Here is a 25,942-nt window from a genome sequence, read left to right on the forward strand (position 1 = left end):
TGACGACGAGGTGCGAGCGGTCCAATCATTCCGGAGCAGACGTTGCTCCATCCCCTGGTCCTTCGGTCAAATCAACGCCGCTTTTCGGACATCCACGTCACTGCATGGTCCACCGCATCGGTGATCGAGAACAAGGTCGCCGTCGTCCCGCCCAGTTGTGTCCGCCGTTCGGCATTCCAGGAGAAGGCGGCTCCGATGGCCTCGAAATCGCGGTCGTCGAGTTCCACGTCCAGGTATTCCGTCCATGTGGGTCCGTGCGCCCCGCGCACCACACAGGCGTACCGGCGCAGCGGCGCGCCGATTCGGTACTCCGCCAGGTGGAAGGCGGTGCAGACGGAGAAACCCACATTGATCATCAATACCCGCGCCCCGGCCCGGTAGAGCGCCCCGAGGGGGGATTCCTCGCCGAGGTGGCAGGTGAGCGGATGCCGGGAGAGGAGTTCCGCCGCCCGCCGGCCGAGCGCGGCGAACGACGTCTGGGGATGGGCGCTGCGCACCGCGCCCGGGGCGGTCCGCACGCACTCGGCCAACCGGCCCATCCCGGTGCTCGGTGTGGTGGCCGGGTCGAAGGCGGGCATGGTGGCCCGAAAGGCCGCCGCCTGAGTGGGTGTCATCCCCGCCACGCGCCGCAGATGGGCGGAGGACGTGTCGGAGTTCCCGGCGGTGAAGGCGGGGACCACGAGCGTGCCCTCCTCGCCGACCGCCCTCAGCAGCGCGTCGCGGAGCCCGGCGGCGCGGATGCCGGTGCCGCCGAGGCCCGCGTGGACGAGGACCGTCTCCCCGGTCCGCAGACCCAGTTCCGTCAGCTGCCGCGTGAGCCCGTCGCGCTCAGCGAGCGTGCCGGTCACGGTCCGCCTCTTCCCAGAGCAGCGCCAGCAGCGCCTTCCCGCCGGCGGTGAGTTCCGCGGCGCGGCCCAGGGTGTCCAGGGCCCTCAGGGCGGCTTCCGCCCCGTCCGGGTCGAAGGCGCCGAGCCCGGTGCGTTCGTACGCCCCCGCCAGCAGCTCGGACACCGGGACCGGCGTCTCCCGCCACGGCGCCGGATGTGTCCACAGGCCGTCGTCGGCGTAGAGGTCGGTGACCTCCAGCAGGGCCCGCAGCCGCGCCCGGCGCCAACCGCGCAGCAGCAGCAGCGCCAACTCCCCGGAGCCGGCCCGCAGCGGGACGCCCAGGGCACCGAGCCCGTGCCGCCCGACCGCGGGTCCCGGGCCGTGGACGGGGGTCAGCGTGGTGAGCGACGCGGCGGCCGCCGCGGCCTGTTCCGGTGCGCGGGCGCGCAGCAGTCCCCAGGCCCGGGCCAGCCGGTCGGTCCATTCCGCCGCTTCGCCGTGACCGAGCCGGGGCGGCACCGGGACGTCGAAGCAGTCCCGGTACGGGTCGAGGTCGTCGATGGCGAGGTCGGGCGCCCCGTCCCGGCCGAGCCTGCGGACGGGCCGCCAGCCGGCACCCGGTTCGTCGGGTCGCGGGATGTGCGTCTCGCCGTCGCCGGCCCGTACCAGGAGTCCCTTCTCGACGGGCCGCACCTCGGCGGTGCCGCCCGGTTCCGCCCCGGTGAGCCGGAGTTCGCCGAGCGTGGGCAGCAGCAGCGTCCCGCCCTCGTACGGGACGGGGACCGCGAGGTCGAGGCCGCGGCGGACGACGGCGGCGGCGACCGAGGCGGCGAGCCTGGCGGCCGGGCGCAGTGCCGCGTCCGGCCCGCCCTCGTCCAGGGCGTCCAGGGCGCCGAGCAGCCAGCCGCGGGTGTAGGGGTGGGTCAGTACGCCGTCGAGCGCGCCGGGATGCCGGTCGACGTCGCCGGCCAGCTCCCAGGCGCGGGCCCATGCGTCGCCGCCGCGGCCGTCCAGCTCCCGGTGGAGGCCGGCGAGGAGCAGCCGCGTCAGCTCGTGCTGCTCGGTCCGCAGTTCCCCGTCGTCGGCGACCGCGGCGGGCACCGACCGGGCGGCGGTGCGGTGCTCGATTCCGCGGACGAGGGCCTCGAGGTCGGTGCAGTAGACGGACGGGTTGTCGAAGCCGGTGCCGGAGCGGTAGCGGTGGGTGTAGAGGCCGCCGCCGCAGGAGCGGACGACGGGGCAGTCCCGGCAGGTGCCGCCGACGCCGGCGAGGCCGAGCTGGCGGGCCCGGACGCCCGGGTGGGCGGCGACCTCGTCGAGGGTGTGGGTGAAGACGTCGAAGCCGGTGGCCGCCGCGCCCTCGTAGGCGGTCTTGAGCGAGTCGACCTGCTCCAGGGTGCCGTCGGTCTCGACGACGACGAGGTCGGTGGGGGTGAGGCCGAGCGATTCGGTGAGTCCGGGTCCCCCGGAGAGCGTGGACAGCACCGAGGCGAAGAGCCGCACCGGCACCCGGCGGCCCTGCCGGTCCCAGCGGTCGAAGACGGTCAGCAGCCAGTCGGCGTACGCGGTCGGGGAGCCGTCCGGCCTGGGCGGCGGCTCGTCCCATGTGGCGTGCGGCAGCAGGAAGTCGACGCGCGGGGGGTCGAGTTCCATCAGCGCGTCGTGGACGGCGACGGGGTCGTTGGCGACGTCGACGGTGCACAGCAGGCCGAGGTTCAGATGGCGCCAGCGGTCCGTGCCCAGCAGTGCGACGGCCTTCAGCACCTGCGGGTGGCTGCTGCGCCCGTCCGCGAAGCGCCGGTGGCGGTCGTTGGCGGCTTTGTCGCCGTCGAGGGAGATGCCGACCCTCACGCCGAACTCGTCGAAGAGTTCCAGATAGCGGGGGCTCAGCTGGAGGCCGTTGGTGTGGATGCGCAGGTCGAGGGCGGCGACACCGTCGAGGGCCCGGGTGAGTTCCTCACAGACCCGGCGTAACCGGGCGGGGCCGGCGAGCAGCGGCTCCCCTCCGTGCAGGATCACTGACACGGAGGGCAGGGCATGTTTCTCGGCATGCTCGGCCAGTCGCAGAGCTGTCCAGGAGATCGCCTCGTCAGAGAGTGCTTTCGGGCGGGTGCGCCAGCTCTGATCAGCGTGTTCGTAGATGTAGCAGTGGTCGCAGGCGAGATCGCATCTGCTGTGGACCTTCAGTACGATCTCGCGGAACGGGACCACGGGTCGGGTCATTCCGCCAGTCTAGGGCAGCCTGCCCGCCGTACGGACGGTCCGGAACCGGACTAGAGCGCGGAGTTGAACGTGGACATCCGTGCGGAACGGTCGGCACCGGCGGGGCGCACGCGATCCAGTTTCCTGGCCGCCTCGGCGTCTCGCACATCGATCTCGGCGAGGGGCACCCGGCCCTTTTTCACGGAAGCAAAGGTGACTGAGGTCTGGAGGGTCACGGCGGCCGTCCTAGGTCAAATCGTGCTGACGGGGGGGAGCACCGGGCACCGTTGCAGTGTCGGCGGCACGACTTTACTCTCATGACCACCCGCAGCAACTCGGCACGGAGCGCTGGAACAAAAGCGTGGCGCGAGTATGCCCCACTCCGAACGGAACAAGCCATTCCATCGAACGAGTGAAGCCACCATCCGCAGAGGGGGGTACGGATGACCGGCATTCCCGGCCATCTGCAAAGCATGGTCTTTCGCAATGCCGATCTGCCGGCACTGTTCCACCGGGCGGACGAGACGGCCGTCGACCGGCAGCGCGAGGCGGTCAAGGGAACCCGGCTGCAGCTTCTCCTGCTGGTGCTGGGCTCGGTGTTCGCGGTGCTGCCGTGGCGCGGGACGATCGGCGGCTCCTTCCAGCTCATGGGTCTGCTCAGCGCGGCGGCGTACGCCTGGGTGCTGGTGGCCGGCTTACGCGGGACCCGCCGCCGGGCGAAGTCGCACTGGCAACTGAACCGCTCCGCGGCCGAGTTCATACGGTCGATGTGCTGGCGCTACGCCGTGCACGGGGCGCCCTTCGACTCCGGCTCGCCCGATCCCGACCGGCTGTTCACGACCCGGCTGGAGGAGGGGCTCCGGGAACTGCGCAAGGTCGGCTGGGCGGACCCCCGCGAGGACGGCGGCAGCGCGGTCGACGGCGAGCTGATCACCACGCCGATGCGGCTGCTGCGGGAGAAGGTCTTCAGCGTACGCAAGGAGACGTATGTCAGGGACCGTCTGATCGAGCAGCGCAACTGGTACCACCGGCGTGCGGAGATCTCACGGCGTGCCACCGCGCTGTGGACGGTGATAATCAGTCTGCTCACCTCGCTCGCGCTGCTGTTCGGGGTGCTGCGCACGTTCTCCGTCACCGACTCGGCCGAACCGGTGCCGCTGCTGTCCGCGGCGGCGGCCGCGTGTCTGGCCTGGAGCGAGATCCGGCGCCACCAGCCGCTGATCGCGGCCCACTCCCTGGTGGAGGAGGACCTGGCGGCGATCCACATCGCGATGGAGACCTCGGTGACGGAGGAGCAGTGGCCCTCGGCCGTGTACGAGACGGAGCGGATCGTCTCGCCCCAGCACACCGACTGGCTGGTGCAGCACCGCAGTTGACGTCGCGACGGATGAGCGGTGCGAATGTGTGCGGCGCCGGCTCCCACGGGTGACGGGCCCCGCGGGTGACGAGCCCCGCGGGTGACGAGCCCCGCGGGCGAGCCCCGGCCGTACGGCGCGCCGGTCAGTCGCGCTCCACCCCGTCGCACCACACCACCGTCACGGGCCTGCCGCGCTCCCGCGCGTACCGGACGATGTCGCCGGTGCCACCGAGCCCGCGGGCGGGCCGGCCGTCCCAGACCGCCAGGAGCCGGTCGCAGTTGTCGGCGATGTAGGTGCCGGCCGCGTAGTACGCCTCGTCCGTGGAGTGGGGGAACGCCAGCCGGACCTCCTGGCTGGCCCGGCGCCGGAGGCGCCGGTAGCAGGCCAGCGCGCCGGGGTCGCCGAAGCCCTCCTCGTAGTCCCCGCTCGGGATGACCACGGTGAGCTCGGCACCGCGGGCGAGGGCCAGGTCGGCGAAGATCTGGTCGGCCCCCTCGGCCAGGCTGGAGAGCGCCTGCAGCGGACCCTGGTGGCCGCAGAGCACCGCCTTCATCCCGGCCAGCACGTGCGGCATGGCCGCTGAGGGGATGTCCCGGTGTCCGGTCACTCCGATGCGCTTCATCGCGCCCCCCGATCCGTTGTGGCCTACCGCTCCTGCATCCTCTCAAAAGTGTGCAATACGTCGAGCCCCCGCCGGTGCCGGCGGGGGCTCTTGGTGCCCGCTGTCGCCCCGGTCTCCCGGGAACGGGTCAGTAGACGCTGACGCCGTAGGCGCTCAGTGCCTCGGTGACGGGCTGGTAGAAGGTCGTACCGCCGCTGGAGCAGTTGCCGCTGCCGCCGGAGGTGAGACCGATCGCCCGGCTGCCGGAGTACAGCGGGCCGCCGCTGTCGCCGGGCTCCGCGCACACATTGGTGCGGATCATGCCGTAGACGACGTCGCCGCCGCCGTAGTTGACCGTGGCGTTGAGGCCGGTGACGGTGCCGCTGTGGGTGCCCGTGGTGGAGCCGCGGCGGGTCACGGCCATGCCGACCGTGGCGTTGGCCGCGCTGGTGATGTCGACGCTGCCGACGGTGCCCGGCTTGGAGATGGAGGTGTTGCTGTAGCGCACGATGCCGTAGTCGTTGCCCGGGAAGCTGGAGCCCGCGGTCGGACCGAGGACGGTGGTACGGGACGAGTTCGCGTACCAGGTGCCCGCACCGTCGGTGCAGTGGCCCGCCGTCAGGAAGTACGAGGTGCCCGCGCTGTTGCGGACGTTGAAGCCGAGCGAGCAGCGCCAGCTGGTGGCGTAGACGGCGTCGCCGCCCGAGATGAGCTTGCTGAACCTGCCGGGGGTGCGCTCGATGCGGAGGGCGTCGGCGTTGGCACCGGCCTCCCGCTTGATCTGCGCGATCTCGGCCTGGGAGACGGTGGAGTCGGCGGTCACGACAAGGGTGTTGGTCGCCTTGTCGACATGCCAGGCGGTGCCTGCCACATCGGCGGTCAGCACGGCGTCGCTCGCGGCGGAGAGCTGGGACGCGCTGAAGGCGGCGGGGGTCTCGGCGGCACCGGCGGTGGGGACGGCCAGTGCGGCGGCGGCGACGAGACCGGTCGCCACGGCGAGCAGACGGGTGCGTCTCGCCACACCGTGGGTGGGAGTGGTGCGCTTGATCCTCACTTCTCGTTCCTCCCGAGGGGAATCGGGGGCCCGCCTGTGGGGTGACGGACCCGTGAGGCGCAGTCAGGGGCCGGGGATGTGTCCGGATTCCGGTCACGTTGTGCCCCTGACAAGCGCTGTTCGGGAGTATTCGGCGGGTCAACTGGCCGCGCAAGGGCACCTTTCGGCCGTACGGCGACCCGGCGCACCGGCCGGTCCCGTGGATGTGCTATTCCCGTGGCGGGTACCGTCCGCGCCGGGCCGGACGGATCGGCCGGTGGCGGGATCTCCCTCCCCAGCGGGTGGTTCGTGCGCCCGGTGGGCCCGGGCCGGACGGCACGGCCGACGGCACGCCGCCGGGGCCGCGCCCTCGGGCGGCGACCGTCCGCGGCCCGGGCCGCCGTTCCCGTACCGGCCCCGGGATGACCGGAATTCACTCTTCCGTCGAGCTGCGGCGGCGCCGGGGGACGCCCCGGTGCCCGGCACCCCGTCGGCGGCTCCGATCCCCGTCGGGTACGGCCGACCGCTCCCCACCGGAATCGAGTCCCGGCAGGTCTCCCAGACGTCCGGCCCGGCCGTCTCCCCGGCCCGTTCCTCCTTCGCACACCACGGGTCCGGCCCGACCGCTCACACGGCGAGGCCCCTTGCGGACACGGTGGCACCGGGGGACCGCGGGACGGCCTCAGTCGGCCGTACGGCTAGCCGCCGTCGCAGGGGCAACAGCATTCGCAGCACTCACAGCCGCAGTCGCGGCCGCCCTTGTGGCAGCAGCCCTCGCGCTTCTTGCGCGACCAGGGACCCTCGTACTCCTCGGCGCAGCAGAGCCGGCAGGTGCAGCACAGCCCGGCGAAGGCCGCGCAGCCCGCCCAGAAGCCCCGGGGCCCGGGCTTCGGGGGCTTGCCGCCGACGTGCGACCGGGGCGGCTCGCCTCCGTCCCCCCCGGTCCCGCCGCCGTACGGACTGCCGCCGCCGGGGACCCCGCCGTACGGATTGCCGTCACCGTGGGCGTCGGCCCGCCCGTACGGTCCCGCCGCCCCGCCGTACGCGCCGCCGTACGCGCCGCCGTGCGGGCCGCCGTGCGGAGCCTCTCCCCGCGGCGGGTGCCCGCCGCGGCCCTGGTGCGGACAGGACGCGGTGCCGAAGGCCCGGTCGACGGACCGCCGGAGTTCGTGCGTGAGGAGCACGTGCAGCAGCCGGTCGTCGGTGAACTCCGCCTCCCGCAGGGCGAGCCGTGTTCCGTGGAGGGCGCCGTCGGCGAGGCGGCGGGCCTCGGCGAGGCTCGTGCCGGTGGCCGTGAGCGGGTTCCAGGCGCCCGACGCGGCGTCCGCCTCCCGGTCCTCCACGGCGTCCAGGAGATGGGCCAGCCGGCCGAAGAGCCGGCCGGCCTCGGCGAGCGGTGCGGCGTTGCGGGGACGCCCGGCCAGGACCGCGGTGTGCGCGAAGGCCGCCGCGGTCGCCGTCTCCGTCGGCTCGGTCACGGCCGTCAGCGGGGTGCCGGGGGCGGCCAGCGACTCGATCCCGGCCTGCCGTTCCACGGCGTCGGCCAGCACCCCGGTGTCGAAGCCCAGTGCCGAGCCGGTCCGGGCACCGGCGCGCTCCCAGCCCGTCGCGATCCGGCGCGCGACCGCGGCCACCGGCCTGCGGGCCAGCGCCCCGTCCCGGTCGGCCACGTGGTCGCGGACCTTGGCGGAGGCGAGGACGAGCGACACCGCGGCGGCCAGCCGGGCGCCCGCCCCGCGGGCCACGGTCGCGGTGCGCATCGCACGCAGGGGGCAGGGTCCGGCGGTGCGGCGCTGCGCGGGGGTGCGCTCGGTCTGAGCTTCCGTCAGGACCGAGACGACGAGCCCGTCGTAGTTCGTGACGATCCTGGCGAACTGCCCGTGGTCCGCGCGAAGTGCCAGGCACAGCCCGCAGAGATGGGCCATCCACTCCGCCTTGAGCCCGTCCGTGAGGCGATGGGTGCAGGGCCTGACGATTCCGAACACGACGTTCCCCCGGGTGCCGTTCACCTGTGCGGCCGACATCGCGTCCGGCCGCCCGTTCACCCGGACGCTCCGACACTCACCCGTCTGCCGAGACATTCATATTTTGCTTCGATATGAGCCCCTTCAGGGCCCCTACGCAGGAAGAACCTTGACGAACCGCCACATGTTCTGCACCAGTACCGTCACGAATCCCCTGCGCGGCGACTATCCACTTGGCGCGCGATCCGCATTATGGACGACCATAGGGATATGCGGAACCACAAGTGACCGCGGTCGAAAGGAGGCGTCCATGGGATCGGTGCGCAAGGCGAGTGCATGGCTCGGCCTCGTCGAGGACAACGACGAGCGCTACTACGACGACGAGTACGCCGAGGGTACGGGATCCGGGGACCAGTGGGTGACCGACCCGCGCGTCCGGGTGGCCTCCGAGACCGCCGAGGAGCAGGGGCGCCGGATCGCCACCGTCTCCCCCGACAGCTTCCGGGACGCCCGCGGCATCGGGGAGCACTTCCGCGACGGCGTCCCGGTCATCGTCAACCTGACCTCCATGGAGCCCGCGGACGCCAAGCGCGTGGTGGACTTCGCCGCCGGGCTGACCTTCGGTCTGCGCGGCTCCATCGAGCGCGTGGCGACCCGGGTCTTCCTGCTGACCCCCGCCGACACCGAGATCGTCAGCGGGGAGTCCGCGGGCCGCCCCGGCGACGGCTTCTTCAACCAGAGCTGAGCGAGGTGCTCGCCGGCCGGCCGGAGCGGGACGGCCGGCCTACCGGAACGCGTCAAGACCGGTGAGCGCCTTGCCCAGGACGAGCTGGTGCATCTCGACGGTGCCCTCGTAGGTGAGCACCGACTCGAGGTTGGTGGCGTGGCGCATCACGGGGTACTCCAGCGAGATCCCGTTGGCGCCGAGGATCGTGCGCGCGGTGCGGCAGATCCCGATCGCCTCACGTACGTTGTTCAGCTTCCCGAAACTGACCTGCTCGGGACGGAGCGTCCCGGCGTCCATCCGCCGCCCGAGGTGATGGGCGAGCAGGATTCCCTTGTGCAGTTCGAGCGCCATGTCGGCGAGCTTGGCCTGGGTGAGCTGGAAGCCCCCGATGGGCTTTCCGAACTGCTCCCGCGTCCTCGCGTAGTCGAGCGCCGTCTCGAAGCTGGAGCGCGCCGCGCCCATGGCGCCCCAGACGATGCCGTAGCGGGCGTGCGAAAGGCAGCCGAGCGGGCCCTTCAGCCCCGTCACACCCGGGAGGACGGCGTCCTGCGGCAGCCGCACGTCGTCCAGGACGAGTTCGCTGGTGACGGAGGCCCGCAGCGACCACTTGTGCCGGATCTCGGGGGCCGAGAAGCCGGGTGCGTCGGTGGGCACGGCGAAGCCGCGGATGCCGTCGTCGGTCCGGGCCCAGACGACGGCGACACCGGCGACGGAACCGTTGGTGATCCACATCTTGCGGCCGTTGAGCACCCAGTCGGAGCCGTCGCGCTTGGCGTAGGTGCGCATCCCGCCGGGGTCGGAGCCGTGGTCGGGCTCGGTGAGCCCGAAGCAGCCGATGGTCTCGCCGGACGCCATGGCCGGCAGCCACCGCTGCTTCTGCTCCTCCGAGCCGTACTTCCAGATCGCGTACATGGCGAGCGAGCCCTGCACGGACACGAGCGAGCGGATGCCGGAGTCCGCGGCCTCCAGCTCCAGGCAGGCGAGTCCGTACTGGACCGCGGTGGCGCCGGCGCAGCCGTAGCCGGTGAGCGACATGCCGAGGGCGCCGATCGAGCCGAGTTCCCTGGCCAGTTCGCGGACGGCGGGCAGTTCACCGCTCTCGTACCACTCGGCGATGTGCGGCAGCACGCGGCCGGCGACCCAGGAGCGGACGGTGTCGCGTACCGCGAGGTCCTCCGGCTCCAGCAGGTCGTCGATGCCGAGGGGGTCGGCGGGGTCGAAGGGCGGCAGCTTCGAGGGTGCGGACATGAGTGCCTCCGGCGGCTCGCACAGGCGCTGTCCAGGTCCGACGGCTGCCGGGGACCTGGAAACCTAGCAGTGGTAGTTAATGCTCGGCGCCGACGTTACGGCTCAGCGGGCCGTGCGTCCAGTGCGAGCCGGGCCGGCCGCCTCCGCCGGCGTACGGCGCCCCGGGACCACCGACTCGGACCGGACGCGGTCCAGGAGCGGGTCGCCCGCGAGCGCGGGTCCGGGCACCGGGCACCCCGACCGGGCCTCCGGCACCCCCTCCGCGTCCGTGAGCCCGCCGCGTCCGTCGCGGTCGCGGAGTCCGCCCTGGCCGCCGGGGCCCTCGGGCTCCGCGCACTCCATGGCCCTCGGCAGCCGGAGCGCCGCCACCGCGCCGAGCAGCAGCAGCCCCGCGCTGACCAGGAGCGTCACATGCAGTCCGTGCACGAACGCCTCCCGGGCGGCGGTCCGCAGCGCGTCCCCGACGGGGCCGCCGAGCTGGAGTGCCACCTGGTACGCCTCGCCGAGCGAGTGGGCCGCCGCGCTGCGCGCCTCGGGCGGAGCGCTCACGGCGTCGTCGAGCCCGGGGGCGTAGGCGGCGTTCATGACGCTGCCGAGCAGCGCGATGCCCATGCCGGCGCCGAGCTGGTACGAGGTCTCCCCGATCGCGGCGGCGCCGCCCGCGTCCTCGGGCGGGGCCTCGCTGAGCATCGACTCGTAGGCACCGAAGAGCGTGGTCTGCAGCCCGAAGCCGAGGAGGACGAACCCGGTGGTGAGCAGCAGCGGCCGGTCGTGCTGCCCCATCAGGGTCAGCAGCACCACGGCGGCGGCCGTGAGCACGAAGCCCCAGCCGACCATCCGGCGGGGGCCGACGCGGCGGAGGGTGAAGGAGCCGGTGGCCCCGGCCGCCATGGCGGCGAAGGTGAGCGGCAGCAGCCGCAGGCCGGTCTCCAGCGGGCTCAGTCCGAGCACGAGCTGGAGGTACTGGACGGCGATCAGCTCCAGGCCGACCAGCGCCAGCATGGCGAGCACGATGCAGCCCACCGCGGTGGAGAAGGTCGCCCGGGCGAACATCCGCATGTCGATGAGCGGGTGGCTGCGGCGCTTCTGGCGGTGGACGAAGAGGGCGAGCAGCCCCGCCCCGGCGAGCAGCGGACCGGCCGTGCGGAGGTCCGTCAGGGCGTCGCCCGCGCCGAGCCGCTTCACGCCGAGGACGATGCCGAGGACACCGGCCGCGGCCATCAGGGCCCCGATGACGTCCCACGGCCCTTCGCGGTCCCCCCGGGACTCGGGGAGCAGCCAGCGGCCCACCGGCAGGATCAGCAGCATCAGCGGAATGTTGATCAGGAAGACCGAGCCCCACCAGAAGTGCTGGACGAGGAAGCCGCCCAGAACCGGACCGGTGGCGGCGCCGACCGCGGCGACCGCGGTCCAGATGCCGATGGCGGTGGCGCGCTCGCGCCGGTCCGGGAAGACGGCCCGGAGTATGGAGAGCGTCGCGGGCATGATCATCGCCCCGCCGACGCCGAGCAGGGCGCGGGCGCCGATGAGCACCTCGGGCGTGGTGGCCAGTGCGGCGACGGCGGAGGCCACGCCGAAGAGCGCGTAGCCGAGCAGCAGGACACGCCGGCGCCCGACCCGGTCGCCGAGGGTGCCGAAGAGGATCAGCAGCGAGGCGCAGACCAGGGGGTAGGCGTCGACGATCCACAGGAGCTCGACCCCGGAGGGACGGAGGTCCTCCGTGACCGCGGGCACGGCGACGTGCAGCACGGTGGCGTCGACCGCGACCAGGAGCAGGCTCACGCAGAGGACGAGCAGGACGACCCAGCGGTTGGCACCGCCGCCGGCGGCACGCGGGCGTGCTCCGGCCGTGGTCCTGCCGAACATGTACGTACCTCCTGCTGGGTCTCTCGCGTCGGTGGGCCCGGCCGGGGGCATGGCCCGGTGGGCGGCCCGGCATCGACGGGCGAGTGATCAGCCAGACTACGCGAGTCCCGGGCGGCGGCGCGTGGTGCACCTCTCACCTCGGCGGGCGCACGGGTGTGGCGTACGCCACGCCGGCCGCCCCCAGGAGAGGGCTGCCCGGCTGCGCCGAACGGCCGCGGAATTCGGTGCGGCAATCCCGTGAAGCGTCACCCACGCCTGCAAACACACTTACGGGCATCCGGTGCGTGCAATAGGCATCTCGTCTCCCCGGATTTAGTCCGCCGCACTCTTTCAATGCACCGGCGAGACGCACTCCACATCACATCGTCATCACGAAGAGCCTGGATCGGCCTGGCCGGACACTCACTCGCTGTAACGTCGATTGGGTGCGTACCGACATCTTTGCCCGTCTGGACCGGGAGCCGGAGCCGCCGAAGATAGAGATCCCGCGGATGAGCCGCACCCGTCTCGCCCTCTTCGGCGGGACTTCGGCGTTCTATCTCGCGATCGTCGTCGCCGTGCTCATCTCGTCCTGGCTGGTGATCGTCGACTGGAAGGTCATGCTCTTCCGGCCGTATCAGCAGTGGCCCGAACTGCACGCGTTCCTGGACTACTTCGTGGTGCTCGGCCAGCGCGGCCCGACGGCCGTGATGGTCGCCGCCTGGCTCGGCTGGCGCTCGTGGCGGCAGCACACGCTGCGTCCGCTGCTGGTGCTGGGCGCCGCGCTGCTGCTGCTGAACACCACGGTGGGCGCGGTCAAGCTGGGCCTGGGCCGGCTGGGCCCCCACTACGCGACGCAGATCGGCTCCGCCGAACTCTTCGCCGGCGGCGATATATTCCCTTCCGGCCACACCGCCAATGCCGTCGTGACCTGGGGAATCCTCGCCTATCTGGCCACCACCCCGCGGGCCAGGCGGTATCTGTCGGCCCTGTCCGCCGTGGTCGCCCTGGGCGTGGGACTGACGACCGTCTACCTCGGTACGCACTGGCTCAGCGACGTGCTGCTGGGCTGGGCCGCCGGGCTGCTGATCCTGCTCGCCCTGCCGTGGTGCGAGCCGCTCATCGGGCGCGTCGAGGACGCCATCCTCTCGCTGCGCGACCGGCTGCGCGCCCGCCGTCTGCCGGTGCCGTCGCTGCCCGTGGCCTCCGGCGGCCCCCGGCCCGCCATATACCCGCAGCGGCTGCCCGCCGAGAACGGCGGGGAGCCGGTGCGCCACCCGGTGGGCGCGACGAGCGCCGCCCGTGGGGCGGCGCGGAGCACCGTCGGCAGCGCGGTGGCACCGGCCGGGCAGAAGCCGGCCGGTACGCCGGGCGCGCAGGGCGTGGCCGCGCCCGCCCGGCACGGGGCGCCCCGTACCTACGCGGTGGCGCGGTCGCCGCACGCGCCCTGGACCCCCGCTCCGGCCGGGAGCAGACGCCCGCCCCGGTCGCGGCCGTCGGGCGGCTGACGGGCCGCGAGGCCGCGGCGGCGGACACACATGGCGAGGGCCCCGACCGAGGTCGGGGCCCTCGCCATGTCCGGGGGGATTCCGGGCCGCTGCAGGGCTGCTTCCGGGCCGCCTCGGGCCGGCCGGGTGGACTGCCGGACCGCTGCAGGGCCACTGCAGGGCTTCTTCCGGGCCGCACCGCCCGTGGTCGGTACGGTCAGCCCGTCCAGCAGCGCACGACCGTGCCGTGGTCGACCTCGAAGTTCAGCCGGCCCTCCAGGTACTCCATGGTGATGACGGAGCCGGGCGGAAGCGATCTGACGGTGGTCCAGCCGCGGCCGCGGGCGCGGCTCTCGGCCTGGTCGGCGTCGAGGCCGACATAGGTCTCCGGGGCGTCGTCCGGCTGTCCTTCGGGGATCGGTGTCGGTGCCATGGGAATCACCGTAGGCGGCAGCGGACGGTGACGGAAGGCCGGCCCGCGACCGGCGCAAAACAGTCCGGATGAGCGGGATCGCAAGTGCTCTTCCGTCCCACATACCCCACCGGTCACACTTCTGTCACAGGTTCACGACAGGCGTTTAGCAGGCCGCCGGGCATCGGCGCAGGTAATCCGGGGCGTTCGCACAGGAATTCACCCCGAATTCCGGGAACGCCGCCGCACCTCCCCGCCCGGGGCCGCGAACGATTTCCGGCGCGTGTTTCCCCCGCCGCCCGTACCGCATCAATTCATCACGCCTTATAAACGTCCTACTTCTGGACGAACCGGAAATACGTCCGGCCCGGTTCGAGTGGCTTCCCGGCGGCTTACGGACGGGTTCGGGACGAGTTCAGCAGGGCCTCAGGACGAGGCCGGGAGGGCTTCCGGTCGGCATCCGGTCGGCTTCGGGACGAGTTCGGGACGGCTTCCGGGCAGAGCCGTGAGGGCTCCGAACCCACCGGCGGCTCACCCATGCGCGTATCGTCCATGCGCGTATCGCGCGCGCCCCGCCCCGTGTCCGACCGGCCGGTGCGGACCCCCGTGGCTAGCATCGGCCCATGGGCACGGACACCGCCGAGGCCTCCGCCTCACCGGCGCCGGTGCGCCGGCCTGGCCGGGTGGTCGTGGACTGGCTGACGACCACCGACCACAAGAAGATCGGGCACCTCTATCTCGTCACGTCGTTCGTCTTCTTCCTGATCGCCGGACTGATGGCGATGGTGATGCGGGCGGAGCTGGCCCGCCCCGGGCTCCAGATCATGACCAACCAGTCGTTCAACCAGGCGTTCACCCTGCACGGCACGATCATGCTGCTGCTCTTCGCCACCCCCACCTTCGCCGGCTTCGCCAACGAGATCGTGCCGCTCCAGATCGGCGCCCCGGACGTCGCCTTCCCCCGGCTCAACATGCTCTCGTACTGGCTGTTCCTCTTCGGCGGGCTGATGGTGCTGGGGTCGCTGCTGGTGCCGTCCGGCCCCGCCGCCTTCGGCTGGACCGCGTACGCGCCGCTCAACAGCCTGGACCGCTCCCCCGGTGTCGGCATCGACCTGTGGATCATGGGCCTCGCCCTGTCCGGCTTCGGCACGATCCTCACGTCGGTGAACTTCCTCGCGACGATCATCGGGATGCGGGCGCCGGGCATGACGATGTTCCGTATGCCGATCTTCACCTGGAACATCCTCTTCACCACGATCCTGGTGCTGGCGGCGTTCCCGGTGCTCGCCGCCGCGCTGCTGGTGCTGGAGTCCGACCGGCGGTTCGGCTCGGTGGTCTTCGCGTCGGGCAACGGCGGCGCGCTGCTGTGGCAGCACCTGTTCTGGTTCTTCGGCCACCCCGAGGTCTACATCATCGCGCTGCCGTTCTTCGGCATCGTCACGGAGATCATCCCGGTCTTCTCCCGGAAACCGGTCTTCGGCTATCTGACCCTCGTCGGCGCCACCATGGCGATCACCGGCCTCTCGTTGGTGGTGTGGGCCCACCACATGTTCGCCACCGGTGCCGTGCTGCTGCCCTTCTTCTCCCTGCTGTCGTTCCTCATCGCCGTGCCGACCGGGGTGAAGTTCTTCAACTGGACCGGCACGATGCTCAGGGGCTCGCTGTCGTTCGAGACGCCGATGCTGTGGGCGGTCGGCTTCCTGGTGTCGTTCCTCCTCGGCGGGCTGACCGGCGTCATCATCGCCTCGCCGCCGATGGACTTCCATGTGACCGACTCGTACTTCATCGTGGCCCACTTCCACTACACGGTGTTCGGCACGGTCGTCTTCGCGATGTTCGCCGGCTTCTACTTCTGGTGGCCGAAGTTCACCGGCAAGCTCCTCGACGAGCGCATCGGGAAGATCCACTTCTGGACGCTCTTCCTCGGCTTCCAGGCCACCTTCCTGGTCCAGCACTGGCTGGGGGCCGAGGGGATGCCCCGGCGGTACGCCGACTACCTCGCCGCCGACGGCTTCACCACGCTGAACACCGTGTCCACCATCGGCGCCTTCCTGCTGGGCGCGTCCACGCTGCCGTTCCTCTACAACGTGTGGAAGACCCAGAAGTACGCCGGCAAGGTCACCGTCGACGACCCGTGGGGGTTCGGCCGGTCGCTGGAGTGGGCGACGTCCTGTCCGCCGCCGCGGCACAACTTCACCACCCTTCCGCGGGTGCGCTCGGAGTCGCCCGCGTTCGATCTGCACCATCCGGAGTTCGCGCCGCTGCGTCCGGCGGTGCCGGAGTCCCCTCACGACGACGTCGCCCGGAGGCGTCCACGGCCCGGCCCAGCCGGTCCCGGACCGTCCTGACGTGCTCGGTCAGCTCCGCCGGCTCGACCACCTCGAAGTCGAAGCCGAGCAGCGCGATGTGAAGGACCATCACCTCCAGGCTCCCGGCGCCGGTGCGCAGCAGACAGCTGCCGGGCCCCTCCGGCTCCAGCACCCCGGCGGACGGTGACACCACCGCGGCCGCGCGCTCGACGGGTACCAGCAGCCTCACCACCGCCCGCTCCGCGTACGTCGCCGTCGACACGCCCCGGGACACATAGGCGGCGAGGTCCTCGGCGGGCGGGGTGCGCGGCGGGACACGCGGTCCGTGCGGCGGCGTGGGCGTGACCCGGTCGACGCGGAAGGTACGCCAGTCGTCGCGGTCCACGTCCCAGGCGACGAGGTACCAGCGGCGCTCGGAGCAGACGAGCCGATGGGGGTCGGCCGTCCGGCGGCCCGCCGAGCCGTGGTGGTCGCGGTACTCGAAACGCAGCCGCTCGCCGTCGCGGCAGGCGTTCGCCAGCTCGGTCAGCACGGCGGGATCCACCTGGTCGCGCGGGGCGCGCAGCATCGGCACCGTGAAGGCGGTGAGCGCGCCGATCCGGCGGCGCAGCCGGTGGGGCAGCACCTGCTCGAGCTTCGCCAGGGCGCGCAGCGAGGTCTCCCCGATGCCCTCGACGCCGTGCCCCGCTGCGGTGCGCAGCCCGACCGCGACGGCGACGGCCTCCTCGTCGTCGAGCAGCAGGGGCGGCAACTCGGCGCCGGCGCCGAGCCGGTAGCCGCCGCCGGTGCCGGGGCTCGCGTCGACCGGGTAGCCGAGCTCGCGCAGCCGGTCGACGTCCCGCCGCACGGTGCGGGGGGTGACGCCCAGGCGGTCGGCGAGCTCGGGCCCCGACCATTCGCGGTGGGCCTGCAACAGGGACAGCAGGCGCAGCAGGCGCGCCGAGGTCTCCAGCATGCGGACGATTGTGCCTTCGAACGCCGAGCAACGCCGCCGAACGACCAGGAACGCCGTCGAACGACCAGGAACGCCGTCGAGCGCTCGGCAACGCCCGGGAACACCGTCGAACGCCTACAGCCGCCGTCCTGGTCGGGAGGGTCGGGAGGGTCGGGAGGTTCCGGGGCGGCGTGCCCCGCCGGGGGCGTTCACACCGCCCCTCGCCCGCGGATGACGCCTGCCGCCCGGTACCGCAGCGCGTACGCCGCGTCGAGGACGGAGCCGCGGGAACGGTGCACCGCGTCCCGGAGCACCGAGCGGGAGCGGCGCCGCCCGCCCCGGGCGGCCAGCTCGGCGAACAGGGCCTCGTGGCGCTCGGCGATCCGCGCCGGGTCGAACCGCCGGGACGCCTTCAGCGCCGCCGCCCCGGCGCTGCGCCGCAGCCGGTCGTCGTTGATCAGGGCGAGCAGGGCGCCGGCGACCGCGCCCTCGTCGCCGACGGGCACCAGCAGCCCGTCGACGCCGTCCTCGATGATCTCGCGCGGCCCGTGCGGGCAGTCGGTGGAGACGACGGGCAGTCCGCAGCGCATCGCCTCCACGATCGTCATGCCGAACGACTCCCGGTCCGAGGTGACCGCGGCGATGGAGCCCCTGACCCACTCCGGCTCCAGCGGATGGACCGGCCCCATGAGGAAGACGTGGTCGTGCAGACCGAGCCGGGCGATCAGGGCCTGCAGCGCGCCGCGCTCGTCGCCGGTCGCGTCGCCCCCTCCGTAGATCCGCAGCCGCCAGTCGGGGCGCGCCGCGACGACCCTGGCGAACGCGCCGACCAGCAGGTCGTAGCGCTTGACCCGGAGCAGCCGGCCGGCCGCGACGACCCACCGGCTGTCCGCGTCCGCTGGGGCGACGGCCGGCGCGGGCACGGCGTTGGGTACGGCCTCGATCCGGACGTCCGGCAGCCTCAGGCGCGTCCGGTAGGCCCGGGCGTCGGCCTCGGTGACGGTGGTGACCGCGTCGAGCAGGGCGTACCGGTGGGCGATCTCGCGGCGCAGGCGGTAGCCGTGGCTGTCCAGGGTCAGATGCTCCTGGCCGACCCGGACCGGGCCGCGGGGGGCCTGGCGGGCGATGTGGACGTTGAGGCCGGGGCGGGTACCGATCACGACGTCCGCCTCCAGGGACTTCAGATGGGCGCCGATGCGCGCGTCGGTGAGGCGGCTGTACTGCTTCCAGCGTCCGTCGCCGCGCGGGAACACCCGGGCCGGCCGGGTGTAGCCGGGGTCGGTCCCGTCGTACGTGGGGCTGCCCTGGCGCAGGTCGAGGAGGTGACGCAGGGTCACGCCCGGCGGTGCGCCCAGGGCCGGTTCCGGGCGGTGGCGGAAGACCGACACGATCTCCACGTCGTGCCGCTCGGCGAGGGTGCCGGCGAGGGTGAACGTGGTGCGGATGGTCCCGCCGATTCCGTAGGCGTTGTGGAGCAGGAACGAGATGTGCATGCGATGCCGCTCCTGGTGGTTCCGTTGCGGTTCACGGTGGGTTCACAGCCGTTCACAGCTGTTCACAGTGTTTTACGGCGGTTCACGGCGGTTCACGGCGGTTCACGGCGGTCGGGACGGGATGTCGCCGGGTGCGCGGGGCGGGATGTCGCCGGGTGCGGGGATCGGGGCTCGGGGCTCGGGGCGGCCGTGGGCGGAGGGTGATCGCCCCCGTCATGTCCCCACTGTGGGCGATCCGGCCGCTCCCGTCCTGTCGGCATGCCGTCGCCGGGCCCGGCGTGTCGCCGGGTGACCGGGGCCCGTCCTCGCGGTGCCGATGTGCCGCGGCACCCGGACACCGCGGTGTCGAGATATCGAGATGTCGAGGTGTCGTTGTATCGATGTGTCTCTGTGCCGTTCTGTCGGCCCGGCACCGCCGTGGCGTGACTCTTGCCCCGCCTCTCCCGTTGTGCTCTTCGCGAGCCGGGAACCGCCCGGCGCACCACCACGCACCGAGTCCGAGGAGCAACCCGTGCCGCGCATGCTCGACGTCAGCGAGGACGTACGCGCCGAGATCGGCGACGAAGAAGCCGACCGGCTGCTCGCGGGCGAGAACGCCCCGGGCAGCTACGACTGCACCTCCTGCCGCACCCCGGGCGACTCCGACCAGGAGCGGACCAGCACCGTGCTGTTCGTCGGGGAGGAGACCGCCGTCCTCGCCTTCGCCCATGCCAGCTGCATCCCCTCCCAGGTCGTCCAGGTCGCCGAGGAGCAGCTCAAGGGGGCCGTCCGCTCCATCACCGGCGAGGCCGCCGCCCCGGTGGCCCAGCAGCAGTCCGTCCACCCGGGCCACGGTGTGCCCGCCGCTCCGCAGCAGCAGGCGGTGCTCGGGGTGACCAGCGGCCTGGTCCTGATCGGCGACGAGCTGCACCCCGCGCTCGTCGTGGAGCCGACCGCCCCGATCGCCCGCCCCGGCAGCCTCGGGGAGGGCGGCGACGACTTCCTGCCGCTGCTGATCGAGCAGGGCTTCCTGCCGGTCTCCACGGTCGACCAGCTGCCCCCCTCGCTGCACGGCTGGTCGGTGCTACTCGCCATGGGGCAGCTGCACGCCGTGCTGCAGCCGGGCACCGGCGGGAGCGGCCAGGTCGCGTGGTGGCAGGCCCACCAGCCGCTGCAGGTCACCGACGGCTGGCGCACCGCGGCCAACCGGTCTCACAAGGTCCTGGTCTTCGCCGCCCCGGTCGGCTCGATCGGCCAGCAGCCGCGCGAGGACCTGCTCCGTGACGCGCTCGACAAGGCCGCCGCGAACGGCAGGCTGGTCGCCGCCGCGATGCCGCTCGCGGGCACCTGACGGCCACGGGTCCGCGGCCGCCGGGTGGCCGGAAGCGCTCCCCGGTGTGCGCCCCCCGTACCCCCGCCGAACTGCGTTTTCCGGGACAGGACCGCATCCGACGGACATCGGGGTCGTTGGCCTCTATGTGCACACAGACGACCCCATCCGCCGGCCGTACGAGAGCCGGAACGCCTCGGCCACCCCGATCTACGACACGCTGTACTCCGAGTACCGGAGGGCCTTCCGGGCACTGCCCGGTGACCGTACGGGCGAGGAGGACCTCACCTTCAAGGGATTCGGAACCGGGCTGAACGGCGATGGCGCCGGTCCGGGCGCCGTGGCCGTGGGCCGGTTCAGCCCCTGGCCGGCCGGTATCCGGCAGCACGCCGGAGGGCTTCACGCCCGCGCGCTGCCGCCCGCACCCCGCAGGGGGCTGTGAGGGACGGCGGTACGGGAACGGCCGGGACGCAACTGACTGCGTCCCGGCCGTTCCCGTACCGCCGTCTTCTCGTACCGCCGTCTTCCCGTACGGCCCGTCCCGTACGCCGCCCCGTTCCGGGCGCCGCGCCCGTCCCGTAACGCCGTGGCGCCGTCCCGCCGGGGCCGTACGCGAGACGCGCCCCTCGCGCCCTACTTCCTCGCCCTGCGTCGTGGCCCCGCTTCTTGGCCCTACTTCTTCCTGGACCGCTTCTCGCGCACCCGCACGGAGATGTGGATCGGGGTGCCCTCGAAGCCGAACTCCTCACGCAGCCTGCGCTCCACGAAGCGGCGGTAGCCGTGCTCCAGGAAGCCGGAGGCGAAGAGCACGAAACGCGGCGGCTTCGTGCCCGCCTGCGTACCGAACAGGATGCGGGGCTGCTTGCCGCCCCGGATCGGGTGGGGGTGGGCCGAGACCAGCTCGCCGAGGAAGGCGTTGAGCCGGCCGGTCGGCACCCGGGTCTCCCAGCCCGCCAGCGCCGTCTCGATCGCCGGGACCAGCTTCTCCATGTGGCGGCCGGTGCGGGCCGAGACGTTCACCCGGGGCGCCCAGGAGACCTGCTGCATCTCGGTCTCGATCTCGCGCTCCAGGTAGTAGCGGCGCTCCTCGTCGAGGGAGTCCCACTTGTTGTACGCGATGACGAGGGCGCGGCCCGCCTCGACGGCCATGGTGATGATCCGCTGGTCCTGGACGGAGATGGACTCGCTGGTGTCGATCAGTACGACGGCGACCTCGGCCTTCTCGACGGCGGCCGCGGTGCGCAGCGAGGCGTAGTAGTCCGCGCCCTCCTGGAGGTGGACGCGCTTGCGGATACCGGCGGTGTCCACGAACTTCCAGGTGGTGCCGCCGAGTTCGATGAGCTCGTCGACCGGGTCTCGGGTGGTGCCGGCCGTCGCGTCGACGACGACCCGCTCCTCGCCGGCGACCTTGTTCAGCAGGGAGGACTTGCCGACGTTGGGGCGGCCGATGAGAGCGATGCGGCGCGGCCCGCCGACCGTGGCACCGAAGGTCTGCGCGGGTGCGTCGGGGAGGGCCTTGAGGACCTCGTCGAGCAGGTCGCCGGTGCCCCGGCCGTGCAGGGCGGACACCGGGAACGGCTCGCCGAGACCGAGCGACCAGAGCATGGCCGCGTCCGCCTCGCCCGAGGGGCCGTCGACCTTGTTGGCCGCGAGGACGACCGGCTTCCCCGCCCGGCGCAGCAGCTTCACGACGGCCTCGTCCGTGTCGGTGGCGCCGACGGTGGCGTCCACGACGAAGACGACGGCGTCGGCGGCCTCGATGGCGAACTCGGCCTGGGCCGCCACGGAGGCGTCGATACCGAGGACGTCCTGCTCCCAGCCGCCGGTGTCGACGACCTTGAAGCGGCGGCCCGCCCACTCGGCCTCGTAGGTGACGCGGTCGCGGGTGACGCCGGGCTTGTCCTCGACGACGGCCTCACGGCGGCCGATCATCCGGTTCACCAGGGTCGACTTGCCGACGTTCGGGCGGCCGACGACGGCGAGGACGGGCAGCGGGCCGTGGCCCGCCTCCTCGATGGCGCCTTCGACGTCCTCGAGGTCGAAGCCCTCCTCCGCGGCGAGCTCCATGAACTCCGCGTACTCGGTGTCGCCGAGTGCCCCGTGGTCGTGCTGGTCGTTCATGAAGTCCGTTCCTCGTTCATTCGTGGTCGGTGGGCCGGGCCCGTGCGGCCGGGGCCCACTACTGGAGTCTCGCTCAGCGCCCGCTGAGGCGCCTGGCGTTTTCCAGGTGCGCGGTGAGCCGCTCCTGGATGTGGACGGTCGCCTCGTCGAGCGCCTTGCGGGTACGCCGCCCGCTGCCGTCGCCGGGCGTGAAGGGCTCGCCGAAGACGATGTCGAAGCGGCTGCGCAGTGGGGGCAGCGCCGGTATCAACCGTCCGCCGCGTCCGCTGCTTCCCAGCACGGCGACCGGGACGATCGGGGCCCCGGAGCGCACGGCGAAGTACGCCAGCCCGGCGCGGATGGAGCCGAAGTCGCCACCGCCCCGGGTGCCCTCGGGGAAGATCCCGAGGACCCCGCCGCCGTCCAGGACGCCGAGGGCGCCGGTCACGGCGGTGCGGTCCGGGCCGGAGCGGTCCACCTTCAGCTGCCCGATCCCGGTCAGGAACGGGTCCAGGGGGCCGGCGAACGCCTCCTTCTTGATGAGGAAGTGCACCGGCCTGGGCGCCGTGCCCATGAGCATCGGGCCGTCGATGTTGTGGGCGTGGTTGACGGCGAGGATCACCGGCCCGGTGGCCGGCACCCGCCAGGCGCCGAGCACCCGCGGACGCCACAGCGTGTGCATCAGGCCGATGCCGATGGCCCGGCCGACGGCAGCGCCCCGCTCGGACGGTGAGGTCACCGCGCGGCCCGCTTCTCCTCGACGAGAGCGACGACACACTCGATGACCTGCTGGAGCGTGAGATCGGTGGTGTCGACCTCGACGGCGTCGTCCGCCTTGGCGAGCGGGGAGGCCTTCCTGCTGGAGTCGGCGGCGTCCCGCCTGATCAGCGCCTCGCGGGTGGACGCGAGATCGGCCGCCTCCTTGCCCTTCAGCTCGCCGCTGCGACGGGCCGCACGCGCCTCCGGGGAGGCGGTGAGGAAGATCTTGACATCGGCGCCGGGGAGGACGGTGGTGCCGATGTCCCGGCCCTCGACGACGATGCCCTTCTCGGCGGCCGCGGCGATGGCCCGCTGCAACTCGGTGATCCGGGTCCGCACCTCCGGGACCGCGCTGACGGCGCTCACCTTGGAGGTCACCTCCCGGGTGCGGATCGGACCGGCGGCGTCCGCCCCGTCGACGCTGATCGCCGGGGCGAGCGGGTCCGTACCGGACTCGATCACCGGCTTGCCGCAGACGGCGGCGACGGCCCCCGGGTCGTCCACGTCGATGCCGTTGGTCAGCATCCACCAGGTGATCGCCCGGTACTGCGCGCCGGTGTCCAGGTAGCTGAGGCCCAGCTCTGCGGCGACCGCCCTGGAGGTGCTCGACTTGCCCGTGCCGGAGGGCCCGTCGATGGCGACGATCACGGATTCCACGGTGTCGGAGACCTTCCTGAAGCTGGTGTGCGGGCAGGGCGGAGTGCCGAGGTGCCCTGCACAAGGTTACCGAGTGCGGGACGGGCCCCATGCACCGCTTCCCGGACCGGGCGGCAGGGTCCGGGAGGGATCCGCGACCGCGGGGCCGTGCCCGGGAGGGATCCGCAGGCGCGGCCGTGCCCGGGAGGCTTCCGCGGCCGTGCCCGGGAGGCTTCCGCGACCACGCGGCCGGGAGGCAGCACGCCCGTGGGTCACTGGCGCAGCGCCCAGCCCCGCTCCCGGAGCGCCGCCGACAGCACGGGGGCGGCCGAGGGCTCCACCATGAGCTGGACCAGACCCGCCTGCTGCCCGGTCGCGTGCTCGATGCGCACGTCCTCGATGTTGACGCCCGCGCTGCCCGCGTCGGCGAAGATCCGGGCCAGCTCGCCCGGCCGGTCGCTGATCAGGACGGCGACGGTCTCGTACACCGCGGGCGCGGCGCCGTGCTTGCCGGGGACCCGCTCGCGGCCCGCGTTGCCGCGGCGCAGGACGTTCTCGACCCCGCTCGCGCCGTCGCGCCGCTTGTCCTCGTCGGGGGACTGCAGGGCACGCAGGGCACGGACCGTCTCCTCCAGGTCCGCGGAGACGCCCGCGAGTACGTCGGCGACGGGGCCCGGGTTCGCCGTCAGGATGTCGATCCACATCCGGGGGTCGGAGGCCGCGATCCGCGTCACGTCGCGGATGCCCTGCCCGCACAGCCGCACCGCCGTCTCGTCCGCGTCCGCCAGCCGCGCGGCGACCATGGACGAGATCAGCTGGGGCGTGTGCGAGACCAGCGCGACCGCGCGGTCGTGGGCGTCGGCGTCCATCACGACGGGGACCGCGCGGCAGAGCGCGACCAGTTCCAGCGCCAGGTTGAGCACCTCGGTGTCGGTCTCCCGGGTCGGTGTGAGCACCCAGGGCCGTCCCTCGAAGAGGTCGGCGGTGGCCGCCAGCGGTCCCGACCGCTCCTTGCCGGCCATGGGGTGCGTACCGATGTACGCCGACATGTCGACACCCAGCGCCTCCAGCTCGCGCCGCGGCCCGCCCTTGACGCTGGCCACGTCGAGGTAGCCGCGGGCGACCCCGGCGCGCATCGCCTCGGCGAGCGCCGCGGGCACATGGGCGGGCGGCACGGCGACGACCGCGAGGTCGACGGGGCCCTCGGGGGCGTCCTCGGTGCCCGCGCCGAGCGCGGCCGCGGTCCTGGCCCGGGCGAGGTCGTGGTCCGTGAGGTGCACGGCCACCCCCCGCCCGGCGAGCGCGAGGGCCGCCGAGGTGCCGATCAGGCCGGTTCCGATGACGAGCGCGGTTCTCACTGGGCGATGTCCTTGCGGAGGGCGGCCGCGGCACCGAGGTAGACGTGCGCGATCCGGGACCTGGGCAGGTCGGACTCGATGTGGGCGAGTACCCGTACGACCCGGGGCATCGCCCCGGCGATGTCGAGTTCCTGGGCGCAGATGAGCGGGACGTCGACGATGCCGAGGGCCCGCGCGGCGGCGGCCGGGAAGTCGCTGTGCAGATCCGGTGTGGCCGTGAACCAGATGCTGATGAGGTCGTCCGCCGTGAGCCCGTTGCGCTCCAGGATGGTGGTGAGCAGCTCACCGACCTGCTCGTCCATGTGCCCGGCCTCGTCCCGTTCCAGCTGGACGGCTCCCCGGACGGCTCGTACCGCCACCTTGCGCTCCTCCTCGGCGTCGACTCCGCGGCTCCGCTCCCGCGGATGCTCCGATCAGCCTAGTAGTGCCGCCCCGAGGCGACGCCGCGGCGGCCGGTCCGCGAGACGCGGGCGCGGCCGGCGCGGTCCGGCCGAGGGCGTTGCGGGGCGGATGCGCCGCTGCCCGGTGGTCAAATGTCGCCCACGGGGGCGCCTGCCGCCACCCGGGCGATCACCGGGCGTCGTTGCGGTGGACACGGGGTGTGACCTCGGCTTGGCTGGACATCCCACTGCCCGACCGTCCCCGCGGGAGTCGCCGATGAAGCGCGCAGGGCCGCTGATCACGCTGTTCGCCGGACTGCTGCTCGGCATGTTCATGCTGTCGCTCAACGCCACGACCGGCGAGCCCGCTTCCACGTCGCCCGACCGGACGGCCGCGAGCCCGCCCGCGAGTCCGGCGCCTCCGACGGGCCCGGCCACCAGCCCCCCGGCGCAGCCGAGGGTGCCCGCGGTCCGGTCACCGTCCCCGACGCCCCCGGCGGACGCCAGGTACGCGGGGCGCACCCGGGACGACCGGGCCTCCGTCGCCATCACGCTGCGCGAAGGCAAGGCGGTCGCCTACTACTGCGACGGCCGCACCCAGGAGGCGTGGCTGCGCGGCGACGTGGCGGCGGACGGCAGCATGCGGCTGAGGAGCAAGGCAGGGGCGACGCTCGACGGCACCGTGCACGACGACCGGGTCGACGGGACGGTCACGGTGCGGAACGCCGGCCATCCGTTCACCGCCGCCCGCGCGTCCGGGCCCGCCGGCGTCTACCGCGCCACCACCGAGGTGCGCGGAACCAAGGTCGACGGCGGCTGGATCGTGCTCCAGAACGGCCGCCAGATCGGCATCGTCAGCCGCGACGGCGAGCCGGGCGCCGCTCCGCCGATCGATCCACGGACCGGCGCCGTCACGATCGACGGCGAACAGGTCACCGCCCGTCCCGTCACCCCCTGAA

22 protein-coding genes and 1 pseudogene are annotated in these 25,942 nt (G+C 73.0%); 7 read left to right on the forward strand and 16 right to left on the reverse strand.

Annotated features, from left to right (window positions below):
• Window positions 1-71: 71 nt before the first annotated feature.
• From DDW44_RS07035 to fxsA, 3 genes are read right to left on the reverse strand one after another with little or no spacing between them, the layout of a single operon-like run.
• Complete coding sequence (locus DDW44_RS07035) at window positions 72-848, reverse strand: AAC(3) family N-acetyltransferase (RefSeq protein WP_108905885.1); 777 nt, start codon at window positions 846-848, stop codon at window positions 72-74.
• Window positions 829-3,051: a radical SAM/SPASM protein FxsBH, inactivated beta-hydroxylase extension form gene (gene fxsBH / locus DDW44_RS07040; RefSeq protein WP_244223979.1), complete on the reverse strand. Its 2,223-nt coding sequence runs from the start codon at window positions 3,049-3,051 to the stop codon at window positions 829-831. The genes DDW44_RS07035 and fxsBH overlap by 20 nt, the downstream gene beginning before the upstream one ends.
• Window positions 3,052-3,101: 50 nt before the next feature.
• A complete protein-coding gene (gene fxsA, locus DDW44_RS07045) occupies window positions 3,102-3,266 on the reverse strand; it encodes an FxSxx-COOH cyclophane-containing RiPP peptide (RefSeq protein WP_240800407.1) in 165 nt (54 codons plus the stop codon).
• Between the two features lie 237 nt (window positions 3,267-3,503).
• Between fxsA and DDW44_RS07050 the strand changes: the two genes are divergently transcribed.
• Window positions 3,504-4,406, forward strand: a complete 903-nt coding sequence (locus DDW44_RS07050; protein WP_108908754.1) for a DUF4231 domain-containing protein — start codon at window positions 3,504-3,506, stop codon at window positions 4,404-4,406.
• Window positions 4,407-4,530: 124 nt separating this feature from the next.
• On the opposite strand, the gene DDW44_RS07055 is transcribed toward DDW44_RS07050, so the two are convergent.
• The 3 genes from DDW44_RS07055 to DDW44_RS07065 form a co-directional block, all read right to left on the reverse strand.
• Window positions 4,531-5,010, reverse strand: coding sequence for a hypothetical protein (locus tag DDW44_RS07055; RefSeq protein ID WP_017945318.1), 480 nt, complete (start codon window positions 5,008-5,010; stop codon window positions 4,531-4,533).
• Window positions 5,011-5,137: 127 nt separating this feature from the next.
• Entirely contained in the window at window positions 5,138-6,043 is a 906-nt protein-coding gene (locus DDW44_RS07060; RefSeq protein WP_108905887.1) for a S1 family peptidase, read from the reverse strand.
• 677 nt (window positions 6,044-6,720) lie between these two features.
• Window positions 6,721-8,067 carry a DUF5685 family protein gene (locus DDW44_RS07065; RefSeq protein ID WP_108905888.1) on the reverse strand — a complete coding sequence of 449 codons (1,347 nt, stop codon included), beginning with the start codon at window positions 8,065-8,067 and terminating at the stop codon, window positions 6,721-6,723.
• Window positions 8,068-8,296: 229 nt separating this feature from the next.
• Here DDW44_RS07065 and DDW44_RS07070 point away from each other — a divergent pair, with 229 nt between their 5' ends.
• Window positions 8,297-8,731 carry a cell division protein SepF gene (locus tag DDW44_RS07070; protein WP_017945315.1) on the forward strand — a complete coding sequence of 145 codons (435 nt, stop codon included), beginning with the start codon at window positions 8,297-8,299 and terminating at the stop codon, window positions 8,729-8,731.
• A gap of 39 nt (window positions 8,732-8,770) precedes the next feature.
• On the opposite strand, the gene DDW44_RS07075 is transcribed toward DDW44_RS07070, so the two are convergent.
• Together DDW44_RS07075 and DDW44_RS07080 are read right to left on the reverse strand one after the other, a co-directional pair.
• Window positions 8,771-9,961, reverse strand: coding sequence for an acyl-CoA dehydrogenase family protein (locus DDW44_RS07075; protein ID WP_108905889.1), 1,191 nt, complete (start codon window positions 9,959-9,961; stop codon window positions 8,771-8,773).
• A 102-nt stretch (window positions 9,962-10,063) separates the two neighbouring features.
• Window positions 10,064-11,827 carry an MFS transporter gene (locus tag DDW44_RS07080; protein WP_108905890.1) on the reverse strand — a complete coding sequence of 588 codons (1,764 nt, stop codon included), beginning with the start codon at window positions 11,825-11,827 and terminating at the stop codon, window positions 10,064-10,066.
• A gap of 425 nt (window positions 11,828-12,252) precedes the next feature.
• Between DDW44_RS07080 and DDW44_RS07085 the strand changes: the two genes are divergently transcribed.
• Window positions 12,253-13,314 carry a phosphatase PAP2 family protein gene (locus DDW44_RS07085; protein ID WP_108905891.1) on the forward strand — a complete coding sequence of 354 codons (1,062 nt, stop codon included), beginning with the start codon at window positions 12,253-12,255 and terminating at the stop codon, window positions 13,312-13,314.
• A 196-nt stretch (window positions 13,315-13,510) separates the two neighbouring features.
• On the opposite strand, the gene DDW44_RS07090 is transcribed toward DDW44_RS07085, so the two are convergent.
• Window positions 13,511-13,726, reverse strand: coding sequence for an I78 family peptidase inhibitor (locus tag DDW44_RS07090; protein WP_017945311.1), 216 nt, complete (start codon window positions 13,724-13,726; stop codon window positions 13,511-13,513).
• Between the two features lie 602 nt (window positions 13,727-14,328).
• Here DDW44_RS07090 and ctaD point away from each other — a divergent pair.
• A pseudogene (gene ctaD, locus DDW44_RS07095) lies at window positions 14,329-15,900 on the forward strand (aa3-type cytochrome oxidase subunit I); the annotation flags it as partial.
• Here ctaD and DDW44_RS07100 read toward each other — a convergent pair.
• Together DDW44_RS07100 and DDW44_RS07105 are read right to left on the reverse strand one after the other, a co-directional pair.
• On the reverse strand, window positions 15,899-16,969 hold the full coding sequence (locus DDW44_RS07100) for a helix-turn-helix transcriptional regulator (RefSeq protein ID WP_108905892.1): 1,071 nt from the start codon (window positions 16,967-16,969) through the stop codon (window positions 15,899-15,901). The pseudogene ctaD and the gene DDW44_RS07100 sit on opposite strands and share 2 nt — an antisense overlap.
• A 188-nt stretch (window positions 16,970-17,157) precedes the next feature.
• A complete protein-coding gene (locus DDW44_RS07105) occupies window positions 17,158-18,441 on the reverse strand; it encodes a glycosyltransferase (RefSeq protein WP_108905893.1) in 1,284 nt (427 codons plus the stop codon).
• 511 nt (window positions 18,442-18,952) lie between these two features.
• Here DDW44_RS07105 and DDW44_RS07110 point away from each other — a divergent pair.
• Window positions 18,953-19,771 (forward strand): hypothetical protein, encoded by an 819-nt coding sequence (locus tag DDW44_RS07110; protein WP_017945306.1) that lies wholly within the window; start codon window positions 18,953-18,955, stop codon window positions 19,769-19,771.
• Between the two features lie 127 nt (window positions 19,772-19,898).
• Window positions 19,899-20,192: a hypothetical protein gene (locus tag DDW44_RS07115; protein ID WP_017945305.1), complete on the forward strand. Its 294-nt coding sequence runs from the start codon at window positions 19,899-19,901 to the stop codon at window positions 20,190-20,192.
• Between the two features lie 230 nt (window positions 20,193-20,422).
• Here DDW44_RS07115 and der read toward each other — a convergent pair whose 3' ends face one another.
• From der to aroH, 5 genes are all read right to left on the reverse strand, one after another.
• Window positions 20,423-21,871, reverse strand: coding sequence for a ribosome biogenesis GTPase Der (gene der, locus DDW44_RS07120; RefSeq protein WP_108905894.1), 1,449 nt, complete (start codon window positions 21,869-21,871; stop codon window positions 20,423-20,425).
• 73 nt (window positions 21,872-21,944) lie between these two features.
• Window positions 21,945-22,532 carry a lysophospholipid acyltransferase family protein gene (locus DDW44_RS07125; RefSeq protein ID WP_212766151.1) on the reverse strand — a complete coding sequence of 196 codons (588 nt, stop codon included), beginning with the start codon at window positions 22,530-22,532 and terminating at the stop codon, window positions 21,945-21,947.
• A gap of 53 nt (window positions 22,533-22,585) precedes the next feature.
• Complete coding sequence (cmk, locus tag DDW44_RS07130) at window positions 22,586-23,266, reverse strand: (d)CMP kinase (protein WP_018892767.1); 681 nt, start codon at window positions 23,264-23,266, stop codon at window positions 22,586-22,588.
• Between the two features lie 251 nt (window positions 23,267-23,517).
• Window positions 23,518-24,603, reverse strand: a complete 1,086-nt coding sequence (locus tag DDW44_RS07135; RefSeq protein ID WP_108905895.1) for a prephenate dehydrogenase — start codon at window positions 24,601-24,603, stop codon at window positions 23,518-23,520.
• Entirely contained in the window at window positions 24,600-24,962 is a 363-nt protein-coding gene (gene aroH, locus DDW44_RS07140; protein ID WP_017945300.1) for a chorismate mutase, read from the reverse strand. The genes DDW44_RS07135 and aroH overlap by 4 nt, the downstream gene beginning before the upstream one ends.
• A 298-nt stretch (window positions 24,963-25,260) precedes the next feature.
• Here aroH and DDW44_RS07145 point away from each other — a divergent pair, with 298 nt between their 5' ends.
• A complete protein-coding gene (locus tag DDW44_RS07145) occupies window positions 25,261-25,941 on the forward strand; it encodes a hypothetical protein (RefSeq protein ID WP_108905896.1) in 681 nt (226 codons plus the stop codon).
• Window position 25,942 lies beyond the last annotated feature (1 nt).

This window comes from Streptomyces tirandamycinicus (assembly GCF_003097515.1).
In the GTDB taxonomy this organism is placed as follows: Bacteria; Actinomycetota; Actinomycetes; order Streptomycetales; family Streptomycetaceae; genus Streptomyces; species Streptomyces tirandamycinicus.

Excerpts from the sequence above, each read along its gene's own strand:
- DDW44_RS07090 (WP_017945311.1), bottom strand. The coding sequence starts at position 13,726 with ATGGCACCGACACCGATCCCCGAAGGACAGCCGGACGACGCCCCGGAG.
- DDW44_RS07100 (WP_108905892.1), bottom strand. The coding sequence starts at position 16,969 with ATGCTGGAGACCTCGGCGCGCCTGCTGCGCCTGCTGTCCCTGTTGCAG.
- fxsBH (WP_244223979.1), bottom strand. The coding sequence starts at position 3,051 with ATGACCCGACCCGTGGTCCCGTTCCGCGAGATCGTACTGAAGGTCCAC.
- DDW44_RS07055 (WP_017945318.1), bottom strand. The coding sequence starts at position 5,010 with ATGAAGCGCATCGGAGTGACCGGACACCGGGACATCCCCTCAGCGGCC.
- DDW44_RS07105 (WP_108905893.1), bottom strand. The coding sequence starts at position 18,441 with ATGCACATCTCGTTCCTGCTCCACAACGCCTACGGAATCGGCGGGACC.
- DDW44_RS07050 (WP_108908754.1), top strand. The coding sequence starts at position 3,504 with ATGGTCTTTCGCAATGCCGATCTGCCGGCACTGTTCCACCGGGCGGAC.
- DDW44_RS07070 (WP_017945315.1), top strand. The coding sequence starts at position 8,297 with ATGGGATCGGTGCGCAAGGCGAGTGCATGGCTCGGCCTCGTCGAGGAC.
- DDW44_RS07125 (WP_212766151.1), bottom strand. The coding sequence starts at position 22,532 with ATGCACACGCTGTGGCGTCCGCGGGTGCTCGGCGCCTGGCGGGTGCCG.
- DDW44_RS07080 (WP_108905890.1), bottom strand. The coding sequence starts at position 11,827 with ATGTTCGGCAGGACCACGGCCGGAGCACGCCCGCGTGCCGCCGGCGGC.
- der (WP_108905894.1), bottom strand. The coding sequence starts at position 21,871 with ATGAACGACCAGCACGACCACGGGGCACTCGGCGACACCGAGTACGCG.
- DDW44_RS07145 (WP_108905896.1), top strand. The coding sequence starts at position 25,261 with ATGAAGCGCGCAGGGCCGCTGATCACGCTGTTCGCCGGACTGCTGCTC.
- DDW44_RS07075 (WP_108905889.1), bottom strand. The coding sequence starts at position 9,961 with ATGTCCGCACCCTCGAAGCTGCCGCCCTTCGACCCCGCCGACCCCCTC.